General features: G+C 58.9%; 20 protein-coding genes. 6 read left to right on the forward strand and 14 right to left on the reverse strand.

Features of this window, described 5'->3' with window-relative positions; genetic code table 11:
- Positions 1 to 181 precede the first annotated feature (181 nt).
- Positions 182 to 1,492, forward strand: a complete 1,311-nt coding sequence (locus ACZ5RG_RS14280) for a Glu/Leu/Phe/Val family dehydrogenase (RefSeq protein WP_312259731.1) — start codon at positions 182 to 184, stop codon at positions 1,490 to 1,492.
- A gap of 61 nt (positions 1,493 to 1,553) precedes the next feature.
- Here the strand turns inward: ACZ5RG_RS14280 and ACZ5RG_RS14285 are convergent, their stop codons facing one another.
- Positions 1,554 to 2,021: an Lrp/AsnC family transcriptional regulator gene (locus ACZ5RG_RS14285; protein WP_312259732.1), complete on the reverse strand. Its 468-nt coding sequence runs from the start codon at positions 2,019 to 2,021 to the stop codon at positions 1,554 to 1,556.
- A gap of 119 nt (positions 2,022 to 2,140) precedes the next feature.
- Between ACZ5RG_RS14285 and ACZ5RG_RS14290 the strand changes: the two genes are divergently transcribed.
- Complete coding sequence (locus ACZ5RG_RS14290; RefSeq protein ID WP_464447409.1) at positions 2,141 to 5,677, forward strand: indolepyruvate ferredoxin oxidoreductase family protein; 3,537 nt, start codon at positions 2,141 to 2,143, stop codon at positions 5,675 to 5,677.
- Between the two features lie 103 nt (positions 5,678 to 5,780).
- Here ACZ5RG_RS14290 and minE read toward each other — a convergent pair whose 3' ends face one another.
- The 8 genes from minE to ACZ5RG_RS14330 all read right to left on the reverse strand — a co-directional run bounded on the left by minE (position 5,781) and on the right by ACZ5RG_RS14330 (position 10,264).
- Positions 5,781 to 6,041, reverse strand: a complete 261-nt coding sequence (gene minE, locus ACZ5RG_RS14295) for a cell division topological specificity factor MinE (protein ID WP_019429987.1) — start codon at positions 6,039 to 6,041, stop codon at positions 5,781 to 5,783.
- A gap of 3 nt (positions 6,042 to 6,044) precedes the next feature.
- Complete coding sequence (gene minD / locus ACZ5RG_RS14300) at positions 6,045 to 6,860, reverse strand: septum site-determining protein MinD (protein ID WP_019429986.1); 816 nt, start codon at positions 6,858 to 6,860, stop codon at positions 6,045 to 6,047.
- 43 nt (positions 6,861 to 6,903) lie between these two features.
- Positions 6,904 to 7,677 carry a septum site-determining protein MinC gene (gene minC, locus ACZ5RG_RS14305; RefSeq protein ID WP_315136958.1) on the reverse strand — a complete coding sequence of 258 codons (774 nt, stop codon included), beginning with the start codon at positions 7,675 to 7,677 and terminating at the stop codon, positions 6,904 to 6,906.
- A gap of 288 nt (positions 7,678 to 7,965) precedes the next feature.
- Positions 7,966 to 8,175 carry a DUF2788 domain-containing protein gene (locus ACZ5RG_RS14310; RefSeq protein WP_019429984.1) on the reverse strand — a complete coding sequence of 70 codons (210 nt, stop codon included), beginning with the start codon at positions 8,173 to 8,175 and terminating at the stop codon, positions 7,966 to 7,968.
- Positions 8,175 to 9,029 carry a DUF2189 domain-containing protein gene (locus ACZ5RG_RS14315; RefSeq protein WP_464447410.1) on the reverse strand — a complete coding sequence of 285 codons (855 nt, stop codon included), beginning with the start codon at positions 9,027 to 9,029 and terminating at the stop codon, positions 8,175 to 8,177. Before ACZ5RG_RS14315 ends, ACZ5RG_RS14310 begins: the two co-directional genes overlap by 1 nt.
- Positions 9,030 to 9,150: 121 nt before the next feature.
- The gene (locus tag ACZ5RG_RS14320; protein WP_019429982.1) at positions 9,151 to 9,651 is read right to left on the reverse strand and encodes a Spy/CpxP family protein refolding chaperone; all 501 of its coding nucleotides are present in this window, start codon (positions 9,649 to 9,651) and stop codon (positions 9,151 to 9,153) included.
- A gap of 194 nt (positions 9,652 to 9,845) precedes the next feature.
- On the reverse strand, positions 9,846 to 10,040 hold the full coding sequence (locus ACZ5RG_RS14325) for a YgaP family membrane protein (RefSeq protein ID WP_298599848.1): 195 nt from the start codon (positions 10,038 to 10,040) through the stop codon (positions 9,846 to 9,848).
- Positions 10,041 to 10,066: 26 nt separating this feature from the next.
- Positions 10,067 to 10,264, reverse strand: a complete 198-nt coding sequence (locus ACZ5RG_RS14330) for a heavy-metal-associated domain-containing protein (protein ID WP_026036650.1) — start codon at positions 10,262 to 10,264, stop codon at positions 10,067 to 10,069.
- Positions 10,265 to 10,328: 64 nt separating this feature from the next.
- On the opposite strand from ACZ5RG_RS14330, the gene ACZ5RG_RS14335 reads away from it, so the two are divergent.
- Together ACZ5RG_RS14335 and ACZ5RG_RS14340 are read left to right on the forward strand one after the other, a co-directional pair.
- On the forward strand, positions 10,329 to 12,560 hold the full coding sequence (locus tag ACZ5RG_RS14335; RefSeq protein WP_464447411.1) for a heavy metal translocating P-type ATPase: 2,232 nt from the start codon (positions 10,329 to 10,331) through the stop codon (positions 12,558 to 12,560).
- Between the two features lie 156 nt (positions 12,561 to 12,716).
- Positions 12,717 to 13,298 (forward strand): hemerythrin domain-containing protein, encoded by a 582-nt coding sequence (locus ACZ5RG_RS14340; protein WP_298599856.1) that lies wholly within the window; start codon positions 12,717 to 12,719, stop codon positions 13,296 to 13,298.
- Between the two features lie 17 nt (positions 13,299 to 13,315).
- Here ACZ5RG_RS14340 and ACZ5RG_RS14345 read toward each other — a convergent pair whose 3' ends face one another.
- From ACZ5RG_RS14345 to ACZ5RG_RS14355, 3 genes are all read right to left on the reverse strand, one after another.
- Positions 13,316 to 14,440, reverse strand: coding sequence for an alkene reductase (locus ACZ5RG_RS14345; RefSeq protein WP_464447412.1), 1,125 nt, complete (start codon positions 14,438 to 14,440; stop codon positions 13,316 to 13,318).
- Positions 14,441 to 14,479: 39 nt separating this feature from the next.
- On the reverse strand, positions 14,480 to 15,265 hold the full coding sequence (locus tag ACZ5RG_RS14350; RefSeq protein ID WP_019429976.1) for a class II aldolase/adducin family protein: 786 nt from the start codon (positions 15,263 to 15,265) through the stop codon (positions 14,480 to 14,482).
- Between the two features lie 119 nt (positions 15,266 to 15,384).
- On the reverse strand, positions 15,385 to 16,281 hold the full coding sequence (locus ACZ5RG_RS14355) for a LysR family transcriptional regulator ArgP (RefSeq protein WP_464447413.1): 897 nt from the start codon (positions 16,279 to 16,281) through the stop codon (positions 15,385 to 15,387).
- Between the two features lie 75 nt (positions 16,282 to 16,356).
- Here ACZ5RG_RS14355 and ACZ5RG_RS14360 point away from each other — a divergent pair, with 75 nt between their 5' ends.
- The gene (locus ACZ5RG_RS14360) at positions 16,357 to 17,004 is read left to right on the forward strand and encodes a LysE/ArgO family amino acid transporter (protein WP_464447414.1); all 648 of its coding nucleotides are present in this window, start codon (positions 16,357 to 16,359) and stop codon (positions 17,002 to 17,004) included.
- Between the two features lie 12 nt (positions 17,005 to 17,016).
- Here the strand turns inward: ACZ5RG_RS14360 and ACZ5RG_RS14365 are convergent, their stop codons facing one another.
- A complete protein-coding gene (locus tag ACZ5RG_RS14365) occupies positions 17,017 to 17,307 on the reverse strand; it encodes a YkgJ family cysteine cluster protein (RefSeq protein WP_464447415.1) in 291 nt (96 codons plus the stop codon).
- Complete coding sequence (gene mltA, locus ACZ5RG_RS14370) at positions 17,304 to 18,530, reverse strand: murein transglycosylase A (RefSeq protein ID WP_464447416.1); 1,227 nt, start codon at positions 18,528 to 18,530, stop codon at positions 17,304 to 17,306. The genes ACZ5RG_RS14365 and mltA overlap by 4 nt, the downstream gene beginning before the upstream one ends.
- Here mltA and ACZ5RG_RS14375 point away from each other — a divergent pair.
- Positions 18,463 to 18,618 (forward strand): hypothetical protein, encoded by a 156-nt coding sequence (locus ACZ5RG_RS14375; RefSeq protein WP_019429973.1) that lies wholly within the window; start codon positions 18,463 to 18,465, stop codon positions 18,616 to 18,618. The two genes, mltA and ACZ5RG_RS14375, sit on opposite strands and share 68 nt — an antisense overlap.
- Positions 18,619 to 18,622: the final 4 nt, after the last annotated feature.

The following is an 18,622-nucleotide window of genomic DNA, read 5'->3' on the forward strand; positions in this document are numbered from 1 at the left end:
GGGTCCGCCCCGTGCTTATTGCGGACAAGGCTGTAGCAAGCAAGCGCACCCGTTGACCACGCACACCAATTTATGCAAAAAACGCATAGCCCAAGAGCCAAGCGGCCTTGGACGGCAGCGCATGCCCGCTCTACCATCAGCAGCACTGACAACCCGTCAGGTTCAAGAAAGGCGACGAAACATGTCCAATTCACCCGCAGGCAGCCAAGCCACAAGCGCCCATGCCTTGCCCTCCTATTTGAACCCTGAGCATCTCGGCCCTTGGGGCATTTACCTGCAACAAGTCGACCGCGTCACGCCGTATCTGGGTTCATTGTCGCGCTGGGTCGAGACGCTCAAGCGACCCAAACGCGCCTTGATCGTCGACGTGCCGATCGAGCTGGACAACGGCACCATGGCCCACTTTGAGGGCTACCGCGTGCAACACAACACCAGCCGAGGACCCGGCAAAGGGGGTGTGCGTTTTCACCAAGACGTCACGCTGTCCGAAGTCATGGCCTTGTCGGCCTGGATGTCGGTGAAAAACGCTGCCGTCAACCTGCCTTTTGGCGGAGCCAAAGGCGGCATCAGGGTCGACCCCAAGACACTTTCGCGCGGTGAACTGGAACGCCTGACACGCCGCTACACCAGCGAAATCGGCATCATCATCGGCCCAACCAAAGACATTCCGGCCCCTGACGTGAACACCAACGAGCAAATCATGGCCTGGATGATGGACACTTATTCCATGAACGAAGGCGCCACCGCCTCGGGCGTGGTCACGGGCAAACCGATTGCCTTGGGCGGTTCATTGGGCCGACGCGAAGCCACTGGGCGCGGCGTGTTCACCGTGGGCCAAGAGGCCGCGCAGCACATTGGCATGGACGTCTCAAAAGCCAAAATCGCCGTGCAAGGCTTTGGCAATGTGGGCGGCATCGCAGCCAAGCTGTTTGCGCAGGCTGGGGCCACGGTGGTCGCGGTGCAAGACCATGGCGGCACAGTCTACAAAGCCGCCGGACTGGATGTGCCAGCCCTGCTGCGCCACGTCAGCGAACACGGCAGCGTCAAGGGCTTTACGCCCGCAGAGACCCTGCCCGACGCGCAGTTCTGGGGCGTGGATTGCGACATCCTAATTCCCGCAGCGCTGGAGCAGCAAATCACCGCCGCCAACGCCCAGCAAATCAAAGCCCGCATGGTGATCGAAGGGGCCAATGGACCGACCACGCCCGAGGCCGATGACATCCTGCACGAGCGGGGTATTCTGGTCGTGCCCGACGTGATCGCCAATGCCGGGGGCGTGACGGTCAGTTATTTTGAGTGGGTGCAGGATTTCTCCAGCTTCTTCTGGAGCGAAGACGACATCAACACCCGCTTGGTGCGCATCATGCGCGAGGCCTTTGCCGCCATCTGGCAAGTGGCAGACGAGCACAAAATCAGTCTGCGCACGGCCACGTTCATTGTGGCTTGCTCACGCATTTTGCATGCGCGTGAATTGCGCGGCCTCTACCCCTGAAGCGGCCAGACGCGGGTGGGTTTGGGCTTCACCCAATACACCCAACCCCGCCCAAGCTCGCTCAAGGCTGCAAAGGCAGCGCCCCTGCGGCCTTGACCTCACCCAGCGAAAAACTGGTGTGCAGGTCTTTCACATTGGGCAAATTCAACAGCACATCACGGGCAAACACGCTGAAAGCATTGAGGTCACGGCACACCACCTGCAACTCAAACGTGCCAGTGCCGCTGATGTAGTGGCAAGAAATCACTTCCGGGATCTTAAGGATCGCTTCTTCCAACTGGCGCGTCACATCGCCCCGGTTGCGTTCCGCATCCAGACGCACAAAAGCAAACACGTCTAGCCCCACCTTTTGACGGTCGATTTCAGCGCGGTAACCTTTGATGACACCCGAGTCCTCCAAGGCCCGCACGCGCCGCCAGCAAGGTGCTGCCGACAAGCCCACACGTTGCGCCAACTCGGCGTTGGTCAATCGCCCATTGCGCTGCAGTTCATTCAATATGGCCCAGTCGAATTTATCCATTGTTTCCAAAACAACCCTCTTTAAGCAATATTCTTTCAAATCATAGGGCAAATCCTGTCACCGAAAGCAAGCACCTGTCCGCTGCACCGTCCTACACTGTGCATTCAATTTCAGCCGCAGGACAGACCATGAACGCCCCCTTGCCAGAATCGATTCGCCAGGCTTTAGAAACGGTGACCTTGGACGACAAATACAGCCTCGATGTGGGCCGTGCCTTCATGAGCGGCGTGCAAGCCTTGGTCAAACTGCCCATGCTGCAACGCCAGCGCGATGCCCTGCAGGGCAAGAACACAGCGGGCTTCATCAGCGGTTACCGGGGCTCGCCATTGGGCAGCTACGACCAATCCTTGTGGAAAGCCAAAGACCACCTGAAGGCACAAAACATCGTCTTCCAGCCCGGCGTCAACGAAGAACTGGCCGCCACCGCCTTGTGGGGCACGCAGCAGCTGGGCTTTGCGCCCGCGGGCACCAATAAGTTTGACGGCGTTTTTGGCATCTGGTACGGCAAAGGCCCTGGCGTGGACCGCTGCTCCGATGTGTTCAAGCACGCCAACATGGCCGGCACCACGCCCTGGGGCGGCGTGCTGGCCGTGGCTGGTGACGACCATGTGGCCAAAAGCTCGACGGCCGCGCACCAGAGCGACCACATCTTCAAGGCCTGTGGCCTACCGGTGTTCTTTCCGGCCAATGTGCAAGACATCCTGGATCAAGGCTTGCACGCCATCGCCATGAGCCGTTTTGCCGGCATATGGTCGGGCATGAAAACCATCCAGGAGATTGTCGAATCCAGCGCCACCGCGCACATCGACCCCGAGCGCGTGCAAATTGTTTTGCCCGAATTCGTGATGCCACCTGGTGGCGTACACATCCGCTGGCCCGACACCGCGCTGGAACAAGAAGCGCGTTTGTTCGATTACAAATGGTATGCGGCGCTGGCCTATATCCGGGCCAACAAACTCAACCACAACGTGATCGAAGGGCCGAATGACCGATTCGGCCTGATCGCCAGCGGCAAGGCCTACAACGACACACGCCAAGCCTTGATCGATTTAGGGCTAGATGACAACCGTTGCCGACAATTGGGCATCCGTTTGCACAAAGTGGCGGTGGTCTGGCCGCTGGAAGCGCAAGCAACGCGCGAATTTGCCACGGGTCTGCGCGAAATTTTGGTGGTCGAGGAAAAACGCCAGATCATCGAATACCAGCTCAAGGAAGAGCTCTACAACTGGCGTGACGATGTGCGACCCAACATCCTAGGTAAGTTCGACGAAGCCGACGGCGATGTGTCGGGTGGTGAATGGTCCATCCCCAACCCCACTGAGCGCACCTTGCTGCGCGCCAACGCCGATTTGACGCCCGCCATCATTGCGCGGGCGATTGCCAAGCGCCTGAAGAAACTGGGGGTTGATGCAGATACCGCCGCTCAGATCGACGCCCACCTGGCCGTGCTCGATGGCAAGGAAAAGGCCATGCAGACATTGACGCTGGGGGCAGCGGCAGACCGACAGCCTTGGTTCTGCTCGGGCTGCCCACACAACACCTCCACCAAGGTGCCTGAAGGCTCGCGTGCCATGGCGGGCATTGGCTGCCACTTCATGAGCATCTGGATGGACCGCAGCACCATCGGCTTCACGCAAATGGGCGGCGAGGGCGTGCCCTGGACAGGTCAACAACCGTTCAGCCACGAGCAGCACGTCTTTGCCAACCTGGGTGACGGCACCTACTTTCACAGCGGCATTTTGGCAATCCGCCAAAGCATTGCGGCGGGCGTCAACATCACCTACAAGGTTTTGTACAACGACGCAGTGGCCATGACCGGTGGCCAGCAAGTGGGCGAGCGCCCTGAAGGCCACAGCGTGGTGCAAATCGCCATGAGCATGCGGGCCGAAGGCGCACAACGCATCGACGTGGTGACCGATGAGCCCGAAAAATACGATGGCGTGGCTTTGGCCGAAGGGGTGAGCGTGTTCCACCGCGACGAACTGGACCGCATCCAGCGCGAAATGCGTGAGATCAAGGGCACGACGGTCATCATTTACGACCAAACCTGCGCCACCGAAAAACGCCGCCGCCGCAAGCGCGGCACCATGGTCGACCCTGCTGTGCGCGTGATGATCAACGAAGAGGTGTGCGAAGGCTGTGGCGACTGCGGCGTGCAATCCAATTGCTTGTCGGTCGAACCTCTCGAAACCGAGCTGGGTCGCAAACGCACCATCAACCAAAGCACGTGCAACAAAGACACCAGCTGCCTCAAAGGCTTTTGCCCCAGTTTTGTCACGGTCGAAGGCGGCACCTTCAAGAAAAAGTCATCGTCCAGCACCGCCGCATGGCGTCCAGATAACCTGGGCGCATTGCCGGAGCCTGAACTGCCCGTCATCACACAGCCTTGGGGCATGGTGGTGGCGGGGGTCGGCGGGACAGGCGTGATCACCATTGGCCAATTGCTGGGCATGGCCGCGCACATGGAAGGCAAAGGCATCGTCACGCAAGACTCGGCTGGGTTGGCGCAAAAAGGCGGAGCCACCTGGAGCCACGTCCTGGTGGCCAATACACAAGACGAGATCCGCACCACCCGCGTCAGCATGGCCGCCGCTGACCTGATCATGGGCTGCGACCCCATCGTCAGCGCCTCCAAGGAAACCACCCTGCGCATGCGCGCTGGCCGCACCCGTGTGGCACTGAACAGCAACAGCACCCCCACAGCCGCGTTCGTGAAGAACGGCAATTGGCAAAACCCCGCCGAACAATGCGTGGCCGAGATCACCGCGCAAGTGGGTGTTGAAGGCGTGGGGAGTTTTGACGCTGATTCTTTGGCCAAACAACTGATGGGCGACACCATTTACGTCAATCCCATGATCTTGGGTTACGCCTGGCAAAAGGGCTGGGTGCCTTTGCGGCACGAATCGCTGGTGCGGGCGATCGAGCTCAATAATGTGCAGGTGAAAAACAACCTGGCTGCTTTTGAATGGGGTCGACATGCCGCTCACCAGTTGGATGCGCTGATGCAGATGATCCAGCCCGTGCAAGTGATGCAGTTCAAGAAACGCGAAACACTCGAAAGCCTTATCGCAGACCGCATCACACGTTTGACCGATTACCAAAACGCGGCCTACGCAACTCGGTATCAGGTGTTTGTGCAGCGTATCCAAGAGGCTGAAGCCCCCTTGGGCAAAACCATCTTGACGACCACTGTGGCACGCCATCTGTACAAATTGATGGCCTACAAGGACGAGTACGAAGTGGCCCGTTTGCACACCCAATCGGCTTTTTTAGACCGCATCGCCAACAGCTTTGAAGGGGACTTCAAAGTGCATTACCACCTGGCCCCGCCCCTTTTGGCCAAACGCAACAACAAAGGCGAGCTGCTCAAGCAAAAATTCGGTCCCGCCGTGCTCACGGTCTTCAAACTTTTAGCCCAATTGAAAGGCTTGCGTGGAACCGCATTCGATGTATTCGGTCGCACCCAAGAGCGCAGGACAGAACAAGCCTTGATCGGTGAATACATGCAACACATCGAACAGGCGATTCAAAACCTGAGCCCTGAAAACCACGTCCACGCCGTCAGCGTAGCCAACGTGCCAGAAACCATCAAAGGCTTTGGCCATGTCAAAGAACGCAACATCAAGGCAGCGCGGACTTTGTGGGCTTCATTGGGAACCCAATGAGCCGCGACAAATTTCCGCCCCGTCATACCCGCGCATGCGGGTATCTATCTCTTGCGAATTGATAGACACCCGATCAAGCAGGGTGTGACAAGGTCACATCAGGTCAACGTGCGTCGGGCAACTCGATCTTGACTTCCAGCACTTCCAGGTTGTCCTGACGTTCCAGGTTCACCTTGATGTCATCCGGATTGATCTTGATGTATTTGCTGATGACGGCGACCAGCTCGCGTTGCAAATCAGGCAGGTAATCGGGCTCAGCGGCATTGCGACCACTGCGCTCGTGCGCCAAGATGATTTGCAGGCGTTCTTTGGCTACGCTGGCGGTTTTCTTCTTTTCGCCCAAGAGGAAGGAAAGAAACGACATGGTTCACTTGCCTCCGAACATGCGTTTGAAAAAACCGGGCTTCACGGCTTCAGTGAAACGCATGGGTTTGTCTTCACCCAAAAAGCGGTCAATCACGTCTTTGTAAGCCTCGGACACATCGCTTTCAGCCATGTGAATGGCAGGTGTCCCTTGGTTAGACGCTTGCAAAACGTTATCGCTTTCAGGGATCACACCCAGCAATTTGATGCGCAAGATATCTTGAATGTCTTGCAGCGACAGCATCTGGCCGTCCTCGACCCGGTTCGGGTTGTAACGCGTGATCAGCAAATGCTCTTTGATGGGCTCAAGGCCTTCAATGGCGCGTTTGGTCTTGCTGCCCAGCATGCCCAAAATGCGGTCAGAGTCGCGCACCGAAGACACTTCAGGGTTGGTCACCACCAAAGCCTCGTCGGCAAAGTGCATGGCCATCAAAGCGCCAGTTTCAATGCCCGCAGGTGAATCGCAGACGATGTACTCAAAACCCATGTCGTTCAGGTCTTTGAGCACTTTTTCAACGCCTTCTTGCGACAAAGCATCTTTGTCGCGGGTCTGCGATGCCGCCAACACAAACAGGTTGGAACACTGTTTGTCCTTGATCAAGGCCTGGTTCAGGTTGGCTTCGCCCTGGATCACATTGATCAGGTCATACACCACACGGCGCTCACAGCCCATGATCAGGTCCAGGTTGCGCAGGCCCACATCAAAGTCGATGACGGCGGTCTTGAAGCCTTTGAGCGCCAGGCCAGTGGCGAAACTGGCGCTGGTCGTGGTTTTGCCCACGCCGCCTTTGCCAGAAGTCACAACAACGATTTTTGCCATGGGATTTTCTTTCTTTGACAAGATATCAATATAAATTCGATGATCAGAGCTTCAGGGGCGACACCAACAACTTGTCACCCTCCGGACCTGATTGCAGAGAAACTTGGGCGGCTTGCCCCCAAACGTCTTTGGGCAATGCATTTTCGCTGGTGCGGTAAATGCCAGCGATGGAAATCAATTCAGGCTCCATGGCCTGCGCAAAGATGCGTGCCTCTGTGTTGCCACGTGCGCCTGCGATGGCCTTGCCACGCAAAGCAGCATAAATGTGAATATTGCCATCGGCAATCACTTCTGCGCCCGCATTCACGATGGCCAAAACAATCAGATCACGCCCTTTGGCATACACCTGCTGACCTGAACGCAATGGTTTGTCGATCACCATCGGGCCCAATGCGGCAGAAGGTGCGGTGGGTGTGGTCACTGGTTCAGGCTTAGGTGACTCTTGCACAACCGCAGCAAGCTGGACAGAACGCCGAATGCGCGCATCACTGGCATCGACCAAGCCCAGGGCCTTGGCTTGCTCCAAAAGAGGTCCTTGAGCGCCTTTGATGGCCAAAGGCCACAAAGCTTGTTCACGCAAAAGGGGGAGCAAGCTGGAAAGATCAATTGAAGCGTCGTTTTCTTCCAAATTCAAAAAACTGACATCAATGATCACAGGATCCTGGTCAAAAAACCCGGGACTGTCATCCAGTTGTTGCTTCAAAGACTGCGAAATGGCCTGTATGTCTGTGGTTTTGAGTACCAAGGCGACCAAAGACAAATCAGCGCTTTTGATGTCGTAACAGTTTGAAAGAGGTGCTTCTGAAACGATCGCCATGGTGCCATCAGGGGGAGGAAAGGGGCAAATCTTAACAGCGCAGTTGTTCTTTGTTCTTTCTCTATAGATTTATATCTTTAAATAGTGGTAGTAGATAAGGAAGCCACTTGTGTGTGGACAAGCTGTTTTTTCTCAGCAATGACAACAACTTGCGTCGCATGTGAAGGTGTGCACCGCAGCGCTTTTTTGGTGTTTCGCCAAAATGAACAACTTTTAGATCGGACTTCAAGCTGTGGATAACCTAGGGTTTGTTATTTTTTTATCCACAGGCTTATCCAGAACAGGATGTCATGTTTCGAGCAGCCATTGGATGACGCCTTTGGCCACGAAACCCAGCATGCCAAATGCCAGTCCCAGAAAAATAACAAATGTGCCAAATTTCCCGGCTTTGGATTCCCACGCCAATTGACCAATGATGAACAGCATGTAGAGCATGAAAGCTCCGACACCGATCGTCAGGCCAAACCAGGCGAATTGTTCTTCGTTGAAGCCCAACATCACCGTTCACCTTGCTCGGTGATGCGTTCTTCCAGATCAGAGACATCCACAAGGTGCCGATAAGCATGCCAGCTGCCATGCCCCAGCATGGGAATGACCAGGATGAGGCCCAAAAAGAGTGAAAAAATGCCCAGCATGCAAAAGCCAATGATCAAAAAAGCCCACAAAGTCATCTGCAAAGGGTGGGTCAGCACGGTTTTCCAGCTTGTCAGTACCGCTTGCAACACGGTGACTCGGCGGTCCAACAACAAGGGCATGGACACCACACTGGAGGCAAACACGGGCACGGCCATCATGCCGCCCAGGCCGATCCAAAGTTCAAATAAATAGCCCTCTTTGGCCAACACCACATGGCGTATGAAGTCGACAGGCGTGTGAATGGGGCTGGGTGCCAACAGGGTGATCAGGGCGGCTGAGGTGATGACCCAGCCAGTGGCAGCCAGGCCCAGTAACAAGCCAAAGCGAATCAGGCTCCAGTAGCTGTCAGGTTGGTGTTGCAAGCGCATTTGCCACTGCGTCCAGGTTTGCACCAGCAAATCAAAATCGACCTTTTCCCCCCGTTCCATGGCGCGACTCATGGCATACAGGCTGGTGGCCAGCACGGGTGCCACCACCATGAAACCCGACAAATAACCCACCAACAACCAAAATTGGTCGTGCGCCAGTAAAGCGATAAAGCCACCGAAACCGGCCAGCACAAGGCCGTGCATGGTGCTCAGCAAAGGCGCTCGAGCCATGTCCTTGAACCCCAAGGCCAACCATTGCATGGGCTGATCGGCTGCGATGGGCCGAATGGGCGGTAAAAAAACGCCAGAGCGTGTCTGCGTGGTATCGGAATGGAACTTTTGAGGCATGCACAAAGCTTAACCAGACAAGGCGGTCTGCACCTTGATGTGGGTCAAGTCAAAAAATGCAACAAAAAGGCCGCTCATGGAGCGGCCTGGTGCTTATGACAAGTCGGGCTTGCCAGTGTTGTCAATGTTGGCCGTGGTGCCCGCCATGCTCCTTGCCACCGCGCATGCCTTCACCCATTTTTTTCATGCCGCGTGCGGTTTCTGCATCGAACACTTTCTTTTGTGTGTCGCTTAACGCGGCATAAAAGGTTTTGGTGGCGTTGGCGTGCTTTTGCATTTGTGCATCGCGTTGACCTTTATGGGCTTGCATTTGGTCGATGCGCTCAGGAGTCGTCATTTTTTCCATGGCGGCCCGGTCAGGATGCGCCATGGGCTGAGTGGGGGGCTGCATGGCTTGTTCGAAAGCAGTCCAAGCAGATGCTTGACCGGCTTCGAGTTTCAGTTTGCCTTTCAAATCGGCCAAGTGTTTGGCATGGCGTTCGCCCATTTTGGCGTGCATTTTGTCCATGCGTTCAGCGCGGGGGTTGTTGGTTTTGATCTCAGGGGCGGTCTGCGCCAAGGTCAAACCGCTCAGGCCAGCCAACAAACTGGCAGCAATCAAGGTGGTACGAATCGATTTCATGGAAAACATCCTTTCAGTGATGGGATGTCGTCAGTGTGCGTGGCCTGTGTTGCTGTGCAGTGCGGTTTATGCAGTGATTTGTAAAGACAGATGAAGCTTTGTGCCGTGGGCTGATTTGTCAGGCCAAAAAACCCCCCGATCCAGTCGGGGGTGAGCCTGTTTCGGAAACAGGGTGCCGAGTCAGAACGGATAAGTCAGACGTTGCGGTTTTTGCAAGTGTTAATGCCCAGCAAGCTGTAAGGTGGACACCAGCCCATCAGCCCTGTGGCAAGTGGTACCAAGCCCAACCAACCCCACCAGCCAACGGTGCTGGTGGCAGCCAATGCGATCAGAACCAGTCCTGCAAGGATGCGGATGATGCGTTCGATACTGCCGATATTTTTGTTCATGGTGAGTTCTCCCTTGGGTTAAAAAATCAGGTGATGACGCGGTAGCCTTCATCGGCAACCGCCTTGGCGAGCGCAGCGCGGGGTTGGTCAGATTCAACTTGCACTTTGTTTTGTGTGCGGTCAATCGTGACTTTGGCTTGGGCATCCAGTGCCAACAATGCCTTGGTCACGGCCTTTTCGCAGTGGCCACATGTCATGCCTTCAACGGTGAAAATCTGGTTCATGATGTACCTTTCAGACAAGCCCTTAGGGGTTTGTTGAAGCATAGTTCAAAACAAATCGCACAACATGACACAGATCAAGACCGAACCCGTTGCCAGCAACACCGTGATGGACATCGGCATTGGTGGCATGACCTGCGCCTCGTGTGTGGCACGGGTCGAAAAAGCACTCAACAAAGTGCCCGGCGTGGCGTCGGCCTCGGTCAATCTGGCCACCGAAACAGCACGCATTGTCGTAACCGATCCGGCGTTGACCGACGCCCGCTTGCGCCGAGTGGTGCGCGATGCCGGTTACGAACCCCGTTCAGTGGAAGCAGCCGAGGCGCAGGCCAACAACAACTCGCCTTGGACAGGTTTTGCGCCCGTCGGCTTGGGTTTGGTGTTGTCCGCGCCTTTGGTGCTGCCCATGTTGGGCGATCTGTGGGGCCAGCACTGGATGCTGCCCGCTTGGGTGCAGTTTGCGTTGGCCACGCCCGTGCAATTCATTTTGGGCGCGCGTTTTTACAAAGCAGGCTGGCACGCCCTCAAGGCTTTGACCGGCAATATGGACTTGCTGGTGTCTTTGGGCACCACGGCGGGATGGTTGTTGTCGGTGTGGCTGTGGCTGACTGCGCATGAAGGTCACACACCCCATTTGTATTTCGAAGGCTCGGCCGTGGTCATCACTTTGGTGTTGCTGGGCAAGTGGCTCGAAGCCCGAGCCAAGCGGCAAACCACCGAAGCCATTCGCGCCTTGCACGCGTTGCGGCCCGACAAGGCGCACTGGATCAGCGAAGACGGCGAAGTCGATGTGCCGGTGGATGAAATTTTGAAGGGCGATCTGATCGTGGTGCGGCCAGGCGAGAGTTTTCCACTTGATGGCGAACTGATTGAAGGCCAGACGCAGGTCGATGAGTCCATGCTGACAGGTGAGCCTTTGCCCGTGTCCAAAACCGCAGGCGCACAGCTCACCGGGGGATCAATCAACGGTGACGGACGCGTGTTGATGCGCGTGACGGCGGTGGGCCATGAGACGGTGCTCTCACACATCATCCGATTGGTCGAGGATGCGCAAGCCGCCAAAGCACCGATTCAGCGGCTGGTTGACAAAGTGGCTGAAATCTTTGTGCCTGTGGTGCTGTTGGTGGCGCTGGTCACCTTGGGTGTTTGGATGCTGCAAGGCGCGCAATTTGAAACCGCCTTGATCCACGCAGTGGCGGTACTGGTGATTGCTTGCCCGTGCGCGCTGGGCCTGGCCACGCCTGTGGCCATCATGGCGGGCACGGGTGTGGCGGCCAAACACGGCATTTTGATCAAAGACGCGCAGGCGCTCGAGATGGCCCACCGCGTGCAAACAGTGGCCTTTGACAAAACCGGCACGCTCACGGTGGGGCAACCACGGCTGACACACCAAGTACCCGCCCCGGGGCAAGACGAAAGCATCGCCCTGCACTGGGCTGCCTGCGTGCAAAGCGGCAGCGAACACCCGCTGGCCCGTGCCGTTTTAGCGGCAGCGCAAGCTCAAACACAGGCACAAGGTCTGAAGTTGTTGACCCCTGCCGACTTGGCCGCTGTGCCGGGTCGGGGTGTGCAGGCCACAGTCGATGGGCACCACTTGCTTTTAGGCAGTCTGCGGTGGCTGCAGCAAGAAGGCCTGGACACCGCTTTGTGGGCCAGCGAGGTGGCCACCTTGCAAGCGCAAGGCGCTACTTTGTCCGCATTGGCCGAACGCACCGCTGCGGGTGTGCAAGGCCTGCTGCTGCTGGCCTTCGGCGACGAGCCCAAGGTGGGGGCTGCCGAGGCCCTTCTGGCGTTGCGCGGGCGCGGCTTGAAACTGGTGATGATCTCCGGCGACAACCAAGCCGCCGCCGAAGCCATGGCGCGTCGTTTGGGTTTGCGCCCCGAAGAGGGCGAAGTGCTGGCCGACGTGTTGCCCGGCGACAAGGCTGCGCAGGTGCAAAAACTGCGCGAGGGCGGGCGCATCGTGGCCATGGTCGGCGATGGTGTGAACGACGCACCGGCGCTGGCAGCCGCTGATGTGGGCATGGCCATGGGCAATGGCACCGACGTGGCCATGCACGCGGCGGGCATCACCCTCATGCGCGGCGATGTGGCATTGGTGGGCGCCGCGCTCGACATCTCGGCCCACACCGTGGCCAAGATCAGGCAAAACCTGTTTTGGGCCTTTGCCTACAACGTGGCGGGCATACCGCTGGCGGCGCTGGGCTATCTGAACCCGGTGATTGCCGGGGGGGCCATGGCGCTGAGCTCGGTGAGTGTGATGGCCAATGCCCTGCTGCTCAAGCGCTGGAAACCCTGAGCATGGGATGCACACAGACGGCTCGTTGAGTTTGCGGCAGGCAAGCCCTTCGGCCAAATGTGAGCAGGGCCAGATCACCTGTTTTTGACATTCGTCATGGTGCGTTTGTGCACAAACCGGCAGACTGAATCCATTCAGAACCCGGAGGTTGTTTTCATGACACAGCACAGTGCGCTTCAAATCATTCGAGACGAACACGCCTCATTGGCGGCCATGCTCCAGTCCATGCGCATGATGGTCAAGCGCGGTCCTGCAGAAGATCGGCGTAACTTTTTTGACGTCGTGCGCGGCATGCTGTTTTACATCGACGAATTTCCAGAGCGCTTGCATCACCCTAAAGAATCCAACCTGTTGTTTCCCAAAGTCGTGAAGCTGGCCCCCAAAGTCATGGGGGCCATTGACAAGCTGGAACGCGATCACATGGCCAGTGAAAAAGCCGCTCGCGACATGCAGCATTTGCTGCTGGCTTGGGAGCTGCTGGGGGCAGGCCGCCGCCAGGCATTTGAAGAAGCGTTTGAAAAATACGTCAACTTTTATCTGGAGCACATGAACCTGGAAGAAACAGTGATCCTGCCCGAGGCAGAGCGGTGTTTTTCAGAAGACGATTGGCGTGTGCTGAATGCGGCGTTTGCAGAAAACGCCGATCCTCTTACAGGGCATTACCCGCCTGCTCAAGAATACGAAAAACTTTTCAGCTTGATCGTGACCCGCGCACCTTCACCGATTGGTTTGGGTTGAGGTGCTGCGCGCAACTGTCAGGGCGGTGACAAATGCGGGTAATCGGTGTAGCCCGCGTCCCTTCCGCCGTAAAACGTGGCGCGGTCTGCTGTGTTGAACGGCCCGCCCTGACGCAAGCGCAGACCCAGATCGGGGTTGGCTATAAAGGGTCGGCCGAACGCCAGTAAATCGGCACCTTGCGACAGGGCTTGTTCGGCCAGCGGCAAGTCGTAGCCATTGTTGAGCATCCAGGCGCCTTGGCCACCTGCAGACGCGTAGGCGCGGCGCAGTGCCGCGTAATCAAAAGCAAGGGGCCCTTGCTGGTGGTCACGAGGCCCACCCGTCGATCCTTCGATCACATGCACATAGGCCAGGCCCATCGGGCCCAGCAAACCGGCCACGTGCTCAAACAAGGGCTGAGGCTGTTCATCGCAGGCGTCGTTGGCGGGCGTGACGGGTGACAGGCGGATGCCTGTTCGGTCTCCGCCAATTTCGGCAACCACCGCCGTCATGACTTCGTTCAAAAAACGGGCGCGGTTTTCAACCGTGCCGCCGTAAGCATCCGTTCGCTGGTTGCTGCCAGAGCGCAAAAACTGGTCGATCAGATAACCGTTGGCGGCATGCACCTCGACCCCGTCAAAACCGGCGGCGATGGCGTTGGCCGCAGCGCGGCGGTAATCCTGCACGATGCCGGGCAATTCGCTTGCATCAAGCGCACGAGGGGTTGATGTGTCCATGAACTTGGCCTGGCCATCGACCAGCAACACGGTTTTGGTTTTTGCCGTGATGGCTGACGGCGCCACAGGCGCGGCGCCGCCCGGCTGCAAACTCGTGTGCGACACGCGGTCCACATGCCACAGCTGCATCACGATCTTGCCGCCCTCTGCGTGCACGCCGTCTGTGACCTGTTTCCAAGAAGCGACTTGCGCTTCGCTCCAGATGCCGGGCACATCGGCATAGCCTTGGCCTTGGTGGCTGATGGCCGTGGCCTCGGTGACGATGAGGCCCGCGCCCGTGACCGGGTTGGCGCGTTGGCGGTAATAGGTGGCCATTCGTGCGTTGGCCAGTGCGCCGGGTGCGCGGTTGCGCGTCAAGGGGGCCATCACAATGCGTGAGGCTAAGTGCATGGCACCGACTTGGCAGGGTTCAAACAAAGAGGTCATGTGTGCGGTTCAAACAAAAAAGGACATTGAGGGCCTGTTTCAGTGAGCGTAATCCGGGCTCTCGCGTTGCAACTTTCGCAGCAACGACGGCCAGACAAACGCACCGCCCAGGCCGCCGGTTTGCACGCGTGAGGCATGGGCCACCCCCGTCAGGATTTGCGGGTCCACGGCCGTCAGGTCCGCCGGGCCGGACTGGCCCGCCAGCGCATCCACCTGAATGCGGCAGGTGTTTTCAAACGTGTACATCGACAAGAAAGCATCGGCAATGGTCTTGCCCACCGTCAGCAGGCCGTGGTTGCGCAGCATCAAAAAATTGGCCTCGCCCAGATCGGTTTGCAGCCGCGTTTTTTCGTCGTCGCGAATCGCCACGCCTTCATAGCCGTGATAGGCCAGCGATGCCAGCACAAAGGTGCTTTGCTGACTGATGGGCAGCACACCATGCTGTTGCGCGCTCACGGCCACGCCGGCACGTGTGTGTGTGTGCAGCACGCAGCCCGCATCGGGCCTAGCCTCGTGCACTGCGCTGTGGATCACAAAGCCCGCTGGGTTCACTGGGAAGGGGCTGTCATGCAATTTGTTGCACTGCATGTCCACCTTGACCAGGCTGGAGGCGGTGATCTCGTCAAACATCAGGCCATAGGGATTGATCAGAAACTGGTGCGCATCGCCTGCCACCGAGTGCGGCAGCTTGGCGCTGATGTGGGTGAACACCAGATCGCTCCAGCCATACAGCGCCACCAGCCGGTAGCAAGCTGCGAGGTCCAGGCGCAACTGCCATTCATCGGGGTGAACGCTGTCTTTCAGGGAGGGAATTTCAAACGCCATGAACGTGCTCCGGAGCATAAAAAAGGAAGCTTCAGCTTAACCACAGGCCGCGCAATGGATTGACGTCTTGGTGACTGTGGCGCGCGTGAACGCCCTTTGTGCCATGGCGTCGACCCGCGTCAAAGGGCTTGCAGTTGGGCCTGCGCCGCTTGCAGCACCCTGCGACTCAAGCCATCGAGCAGCACAGAAGCCACACGCGTCTCTTGCCAGTACAGCGGCACGTCCAGTGGGGTGCCGGGCACCAGTTCGGCCAGCGTGCCATTGGCCAGCAGCGGCGCAATCAGCGCCTGTGGATGCAAGCCCCAGCCCATGCCCGCCAAGGCCGCGGTAACGAAGGCCTGGGACGATGGCAGGGTGTGTCGGGGCAAGTCGACATGACGATGGCACAGCCGCCGTACCCAGCGGGCCTGCAACTCGTCTTTGTTGTTGAACACCAAGCTGGGTGCGAGGGCCAAGCTGCCAGGCGTTACGCCATCCGAAAAATGGCGTGCCAAAAACGCCGGACTGGCCGCGGCGATGTAGCGCATGGCGCCCAGTGCCTGGCTGTTGCAGCCTGTGGCCGGGCGGGCGGTGGCCGTGACGGCGGCCAGCACCGCGCCGCTGCGCAGCCACTCGGTGGTGTGGTCTTCGTTGTCCACGGACACGTCCATCAGCACGGGGGCTTGAGCGGCAAAGGCCGACAGGGCTGGTGCAAACCAGGTGGCCAAACTGTCGGCATTCACCGCAATCGGCAAGTTCACCCGGGCCGTGCCATCGGGGGCCAGTGCGGGCAGCGCGCCTTGAAGCGCCTGCTCCAGCAACTGCACCCGGTCGACGTGCTGGCACAAGCGCCGCCCCATGTCGGTGGCCAGGCAAGGTTGGCCCCGCACCACCAGGGCGCCGCCCACGCGCTCTTCCAGCAGCCGGATGCGTTGAGAGACCGCTGAGGGCGTGACATGCAATGCGCGTGCCGCGCGTTCAAAACTGCCCTCCCTAACAACAGCATAAAGAGCGGAAAGCGCAGAGTAATCGAGCATGAAATCAGTTTTTCTAATGCGGATGAAGAAAAGACAGTTTGCCTTCATGTGTGGTGGGTGGCAAGCTGGTGCGCTATGAACCTGTTTGTCACCTCTTCCCCCGCTTGGCCCGTTTTTGCCCAGGGCCTGGCCTTGAGCCTGGGCCTCATCGTTGCCATTGGTGCGCAAAACGCGTTTGTGCTGCGCCAAGGCCTTCGCCGCGAGCATGTGGGTGCGGTGGTGGTGTTTTGTGCGCTGGCCGATGCTTTGCTGATCGCGGCAGGCGTCTGGGGCATGGCGCAGGCCTTGGGCGAGCGCCCCGGCTTGGCCCGCGCCTTGGCGCTGGCAGGGGCCGCCTTTTTGGCTGTGTACGGCTGGCAGGCCTTGCGCCGGGCCAGGCAGGCGCAGCAATTGATTGCCGCAGAGGGCACGCAGGGCCTGAGCTTGCGTGCCGTTGTGTTGCAGGCGGCGGCCTTCACCTTGCTCAACCCGCACGTTTATCTGGACACGGTTTTGCTGGTGGGCAGCATTGGGGCGCAGCAACCGCCGGGTCTGCGCAGCGCATTTGTGGCGGGTGCCAGCGTGGCCAGCGCACTTTGGTTTGGCTTGTTGGGTTTTGGCGCGCGTTGGCTGGCCCCTTGGTTTGCAAGGCCCCGCGCGTGGCAGGTGCTGGATGGCCTGATTGGTGTGACGATGTGCGCGCTGTCGGTGATGCTGCTGCGCCACGCTTTGACTGCGTTTTGAATTTCACCGCCTTCACTCTGGCCGTGTCAGCAGTTCCAGTCGCGTCAAAAACCTGAGCGCAAATTGTCCGCCGTCGTCCTGCGGCCCGCACATTTCCCAAGAGGCCTGCAGTTGTCCGCATACCGCCGGGCGACCCGGCTGGCCGAAGATCTTGCAACGCCGTTGGTCGTCCAGCTGCACGCAGGGCACGCCCGCAGGTTTGCCGTCCGGCATGCCCGGTATGGGCGATGAGATGGATGGCGCAATGCAGCAGGCTGCGCAGCCGGGGCGGCAGTGCACCGTCTGGGTGTGGGGTGAGTTCATCGGGGCCAGAGCGCCCAGAGCTGCAAAGGCTGCTTCATGCGGCCAGCCAGCTCGCCCGCTGCGGGGCCGGATCCGGCGTAGTAGTCGGCGCGCACCGCACCCACGATGGCCGTGCCGGTGTCTTGGGCCAACACCAGGCGGTCGAGCGTGGTTTGTGTGCCGACGGACTTGAGCCAGACGGGTGTGCCATACGGAATGCTGCTGCGGTCCACCGCGATCGAGCGTTCGGCGGTCAGCGGCACACCTTGTGCGCCTTTGGGGCCGGGCGGCACGGCACCGACCGGCAAGGCTTCTTCCTTGAAAAACACCACGCGCGGGTTTTGCCACAACAAGGTGTTGACGCGTGTCGGGTTGCGCTCAATCCAGGCCTTGATGCCGGGCCAGGAGGCGTCGCGGATCAGGTTTTGGTCGAGCAGCCAGCGACCAATGCTTTTGTAGGGCTGATCATTTGTTCCTGCGAAGGCAAGACGCACCATGCGCTGGCGGCCATCGGCTTCGGTCACATTCACCAGCCCCGAGCCCTGAATGTGCAGCACCATCGCGTCAACCGGGTCGGCCAGATAAACCAGTTCTTTGCCCCGCAGTGCCGCGCGTGCCGCTGGCGTGGTTTCCATCTCTTGCCGGGTGTACCAGGGCTTGCGCTTGTTCAAGTCGGCGGGGGGGGCATACAGCGGCACCTGGAAGCCGGGTCGCGGCTGGCGCTCGGCATTCAGCACGGGTTCGTAATAAGCGGTCAGCAAGCCTTCGGTTTGTTGGCTGAGCGATTCCACCCGGTAGGCTTGCAAGTTTTGCCGTATCCAGTTGCGCTGAACGGGTGCCGAGGCACTGGCCAGTTGCCGCACTTGTGGGCACAGGGCGACCCAGGGTTTGCTTGGGCGCGAACAGCTTTGCAGCCAGGCGGGCCAAGCTTCGTGCAGTGCGTCAGTGTCCAGACCGGGCAGATCCGACCAAGGCACCGGCACCCATCGGCTTTTTGCTTGCATGATCGCGGGCGGCAAGGGCCCGGTCTCGCGTGTTTGTGGCGTGGCCGATGGGCTGGCTTGGCCAGGTTCATCGCGCACTGGGGCGACCGAGCAGCCGACCAGGCTGCCTACAATCGCAGCCAACGCCCAGCCCGAACGCAGCTGGGTTGTCAAAAGAAACGGAATTGTGCTCATGGCCCTTATTTTGCTGGAAGCCTTGCTGGCCTTGGCGGTCTTCGTCTTGATTGTGTGGTGGACCATGTTTTCGGGTCGATCCAAAGGCGAGTTGCCGCCGCCCGCAAACCCCGAAACCCCCAAAAACCCCGAGCAGGACGACAAAACGCCTTGACCCC

It is taken from the genome of Limnohabitans sp. TEGF005, assembly GCF_055394835.1.

Excerpts from the sequence above, each read along its gene's own strand:
- ACZ5RG_RS14280 (WP_312259731.1), top strand. The coding sequence starts at position 182 with ATGTCCAATTCACCCGCAGGCAGCCAAGCCACAAGCGCCCATGCCTTG.
- ACZ5RG_RS14290 (WP_464447409.1), top strand. The coding sequence starts at position 2,141 with ATGAACGCCCCCTTGCCAGAATCGATTCGCCAGGCTTTAGAAACGGTG.
- minE (WP_019429987.1), bottom strand. The coding sequence starts at position 6,041 with ATGTCGTTTCTTTCCTTCCTCTTGGGCGAAAAGAAGAAAACCGCCAGC.
- minD (WP_019429986.1), bottom strand. The coding sequence starts at position 6,860 with ATGGCAAAAATCGTTGTTGTGACTTCTGGCAAAGGCGGCGTGGGCAAA.
- minC (WP_315136958.1), bottom strand. The coding sequence starts at position 7,677 with ATGGCGATCGTTTCAGAAGCACCTCTTTCAAACTGTTACGACATCAAA.
- ACZ5RG_RS14310 (WP_019429984.1), bottom strand. The coding sequence starts at position 8,175 with ATGTTGGGCTTCAACGAAGAACAATTCGCCTGGTTTGGCCTGACGATC.
- ACZ5RG_RS14315 (WP_464447410.1), bottom strand. The coding sequence starts at position 9,029 with ATGCCTCAAAAGTTCCATTCCGATACCACGCAGACACGCTCTGGCGTT.
- ACZ5RG_RS14320 (WP_019429982.1), bottom strand. The coding sequence starts at position 9,651 with ATGAAATCGATTCGTACCACCTTGATTGCTGCCAGTTTGTTGGCTGGC.
- ACZ5RG_RS14325 (WP_298599848.1), bottom strand. The coding sequence starts at position 10,040 with ATGAACAAAAATATCGGCAGTATCGAACGCATCATCCGCATCCTTGCA.
- ACZ5RG_RS14330 (WP_026036650.1), bottom strand. The coding sequence starts at position 10,264 with ATGAACCAGATTTTCACCGTTGAAGGCATGACATGTGGCCACTGCGAA.
- ACZ5RG_RS14335 (WP_464447411.1), top strand. The coding sequence starts at position 10,329 with ATGACACAGATCAAGACCGAACCCGTTGCCAGCAACACCGTGATGGAC.
- ACZ5RG_RS14340 (WP_298599856.1), top strand. The coding sequence starts at position 12,717 with ATGACACAGCACAGTGCGCTTCAAATCATTCGAGACGAACACGCCTCA.
- ACZ5RG_RS14345 (WP_464447412.1), bottom strand. The coding sequence starts at position 14,440 with ATGACCTCTTTGTTTGAACCCTGCCAAGTCGGTGCCATGCACTTAGCC.
- ACZ5RG_RS14350 (WP_019429976.1), bottom strand. The coding sequence starts at position 15,265 with ATGGCGTTTGAAATTCCCTCCCTGAAAGACAGCGTTCACCCCGATGAA.
- ACZ5RG_RS14355 (WP_464447413.1), bottom strand. The coding sequence starts at position 16,281 with ATGCTCGATTACTCTGCGCTTTCCGCTCTTTATGCTGTTGTTAGGGAG.
- ACZ5RG_RS14360 (WP_464447414.1), top strand. The coding sequence starts at position 16,357 with ATGAACCTGTTTGTCACCTCTTCCCCCGCTTGGCCCGTTTTTGCCCAG.
- ACZ5RG_RS14365 (WP_464447415.1), bottom strand. The coding sequence starts at position 17,307 with ATGAACTCACCCCACACCCAGACGGTGCACTGCCGCCCCGGCTGCGCA.
- ACZ5RG_RS14375 (WP_019429973.1), top strand. The coding sequence starts at position 18,463 with ATGGCCCTTATTTTGCTGGAAGCCTTGCTGGCCTTGGCGGTCTTCGTC.
- mltA (WP_464447416.1), bottom strand. The coding sequence starts at position 18,530 with ATGGTCCACCACACAATCAAGACGAAGACCGCCAAGGCCAGCAAGGCT.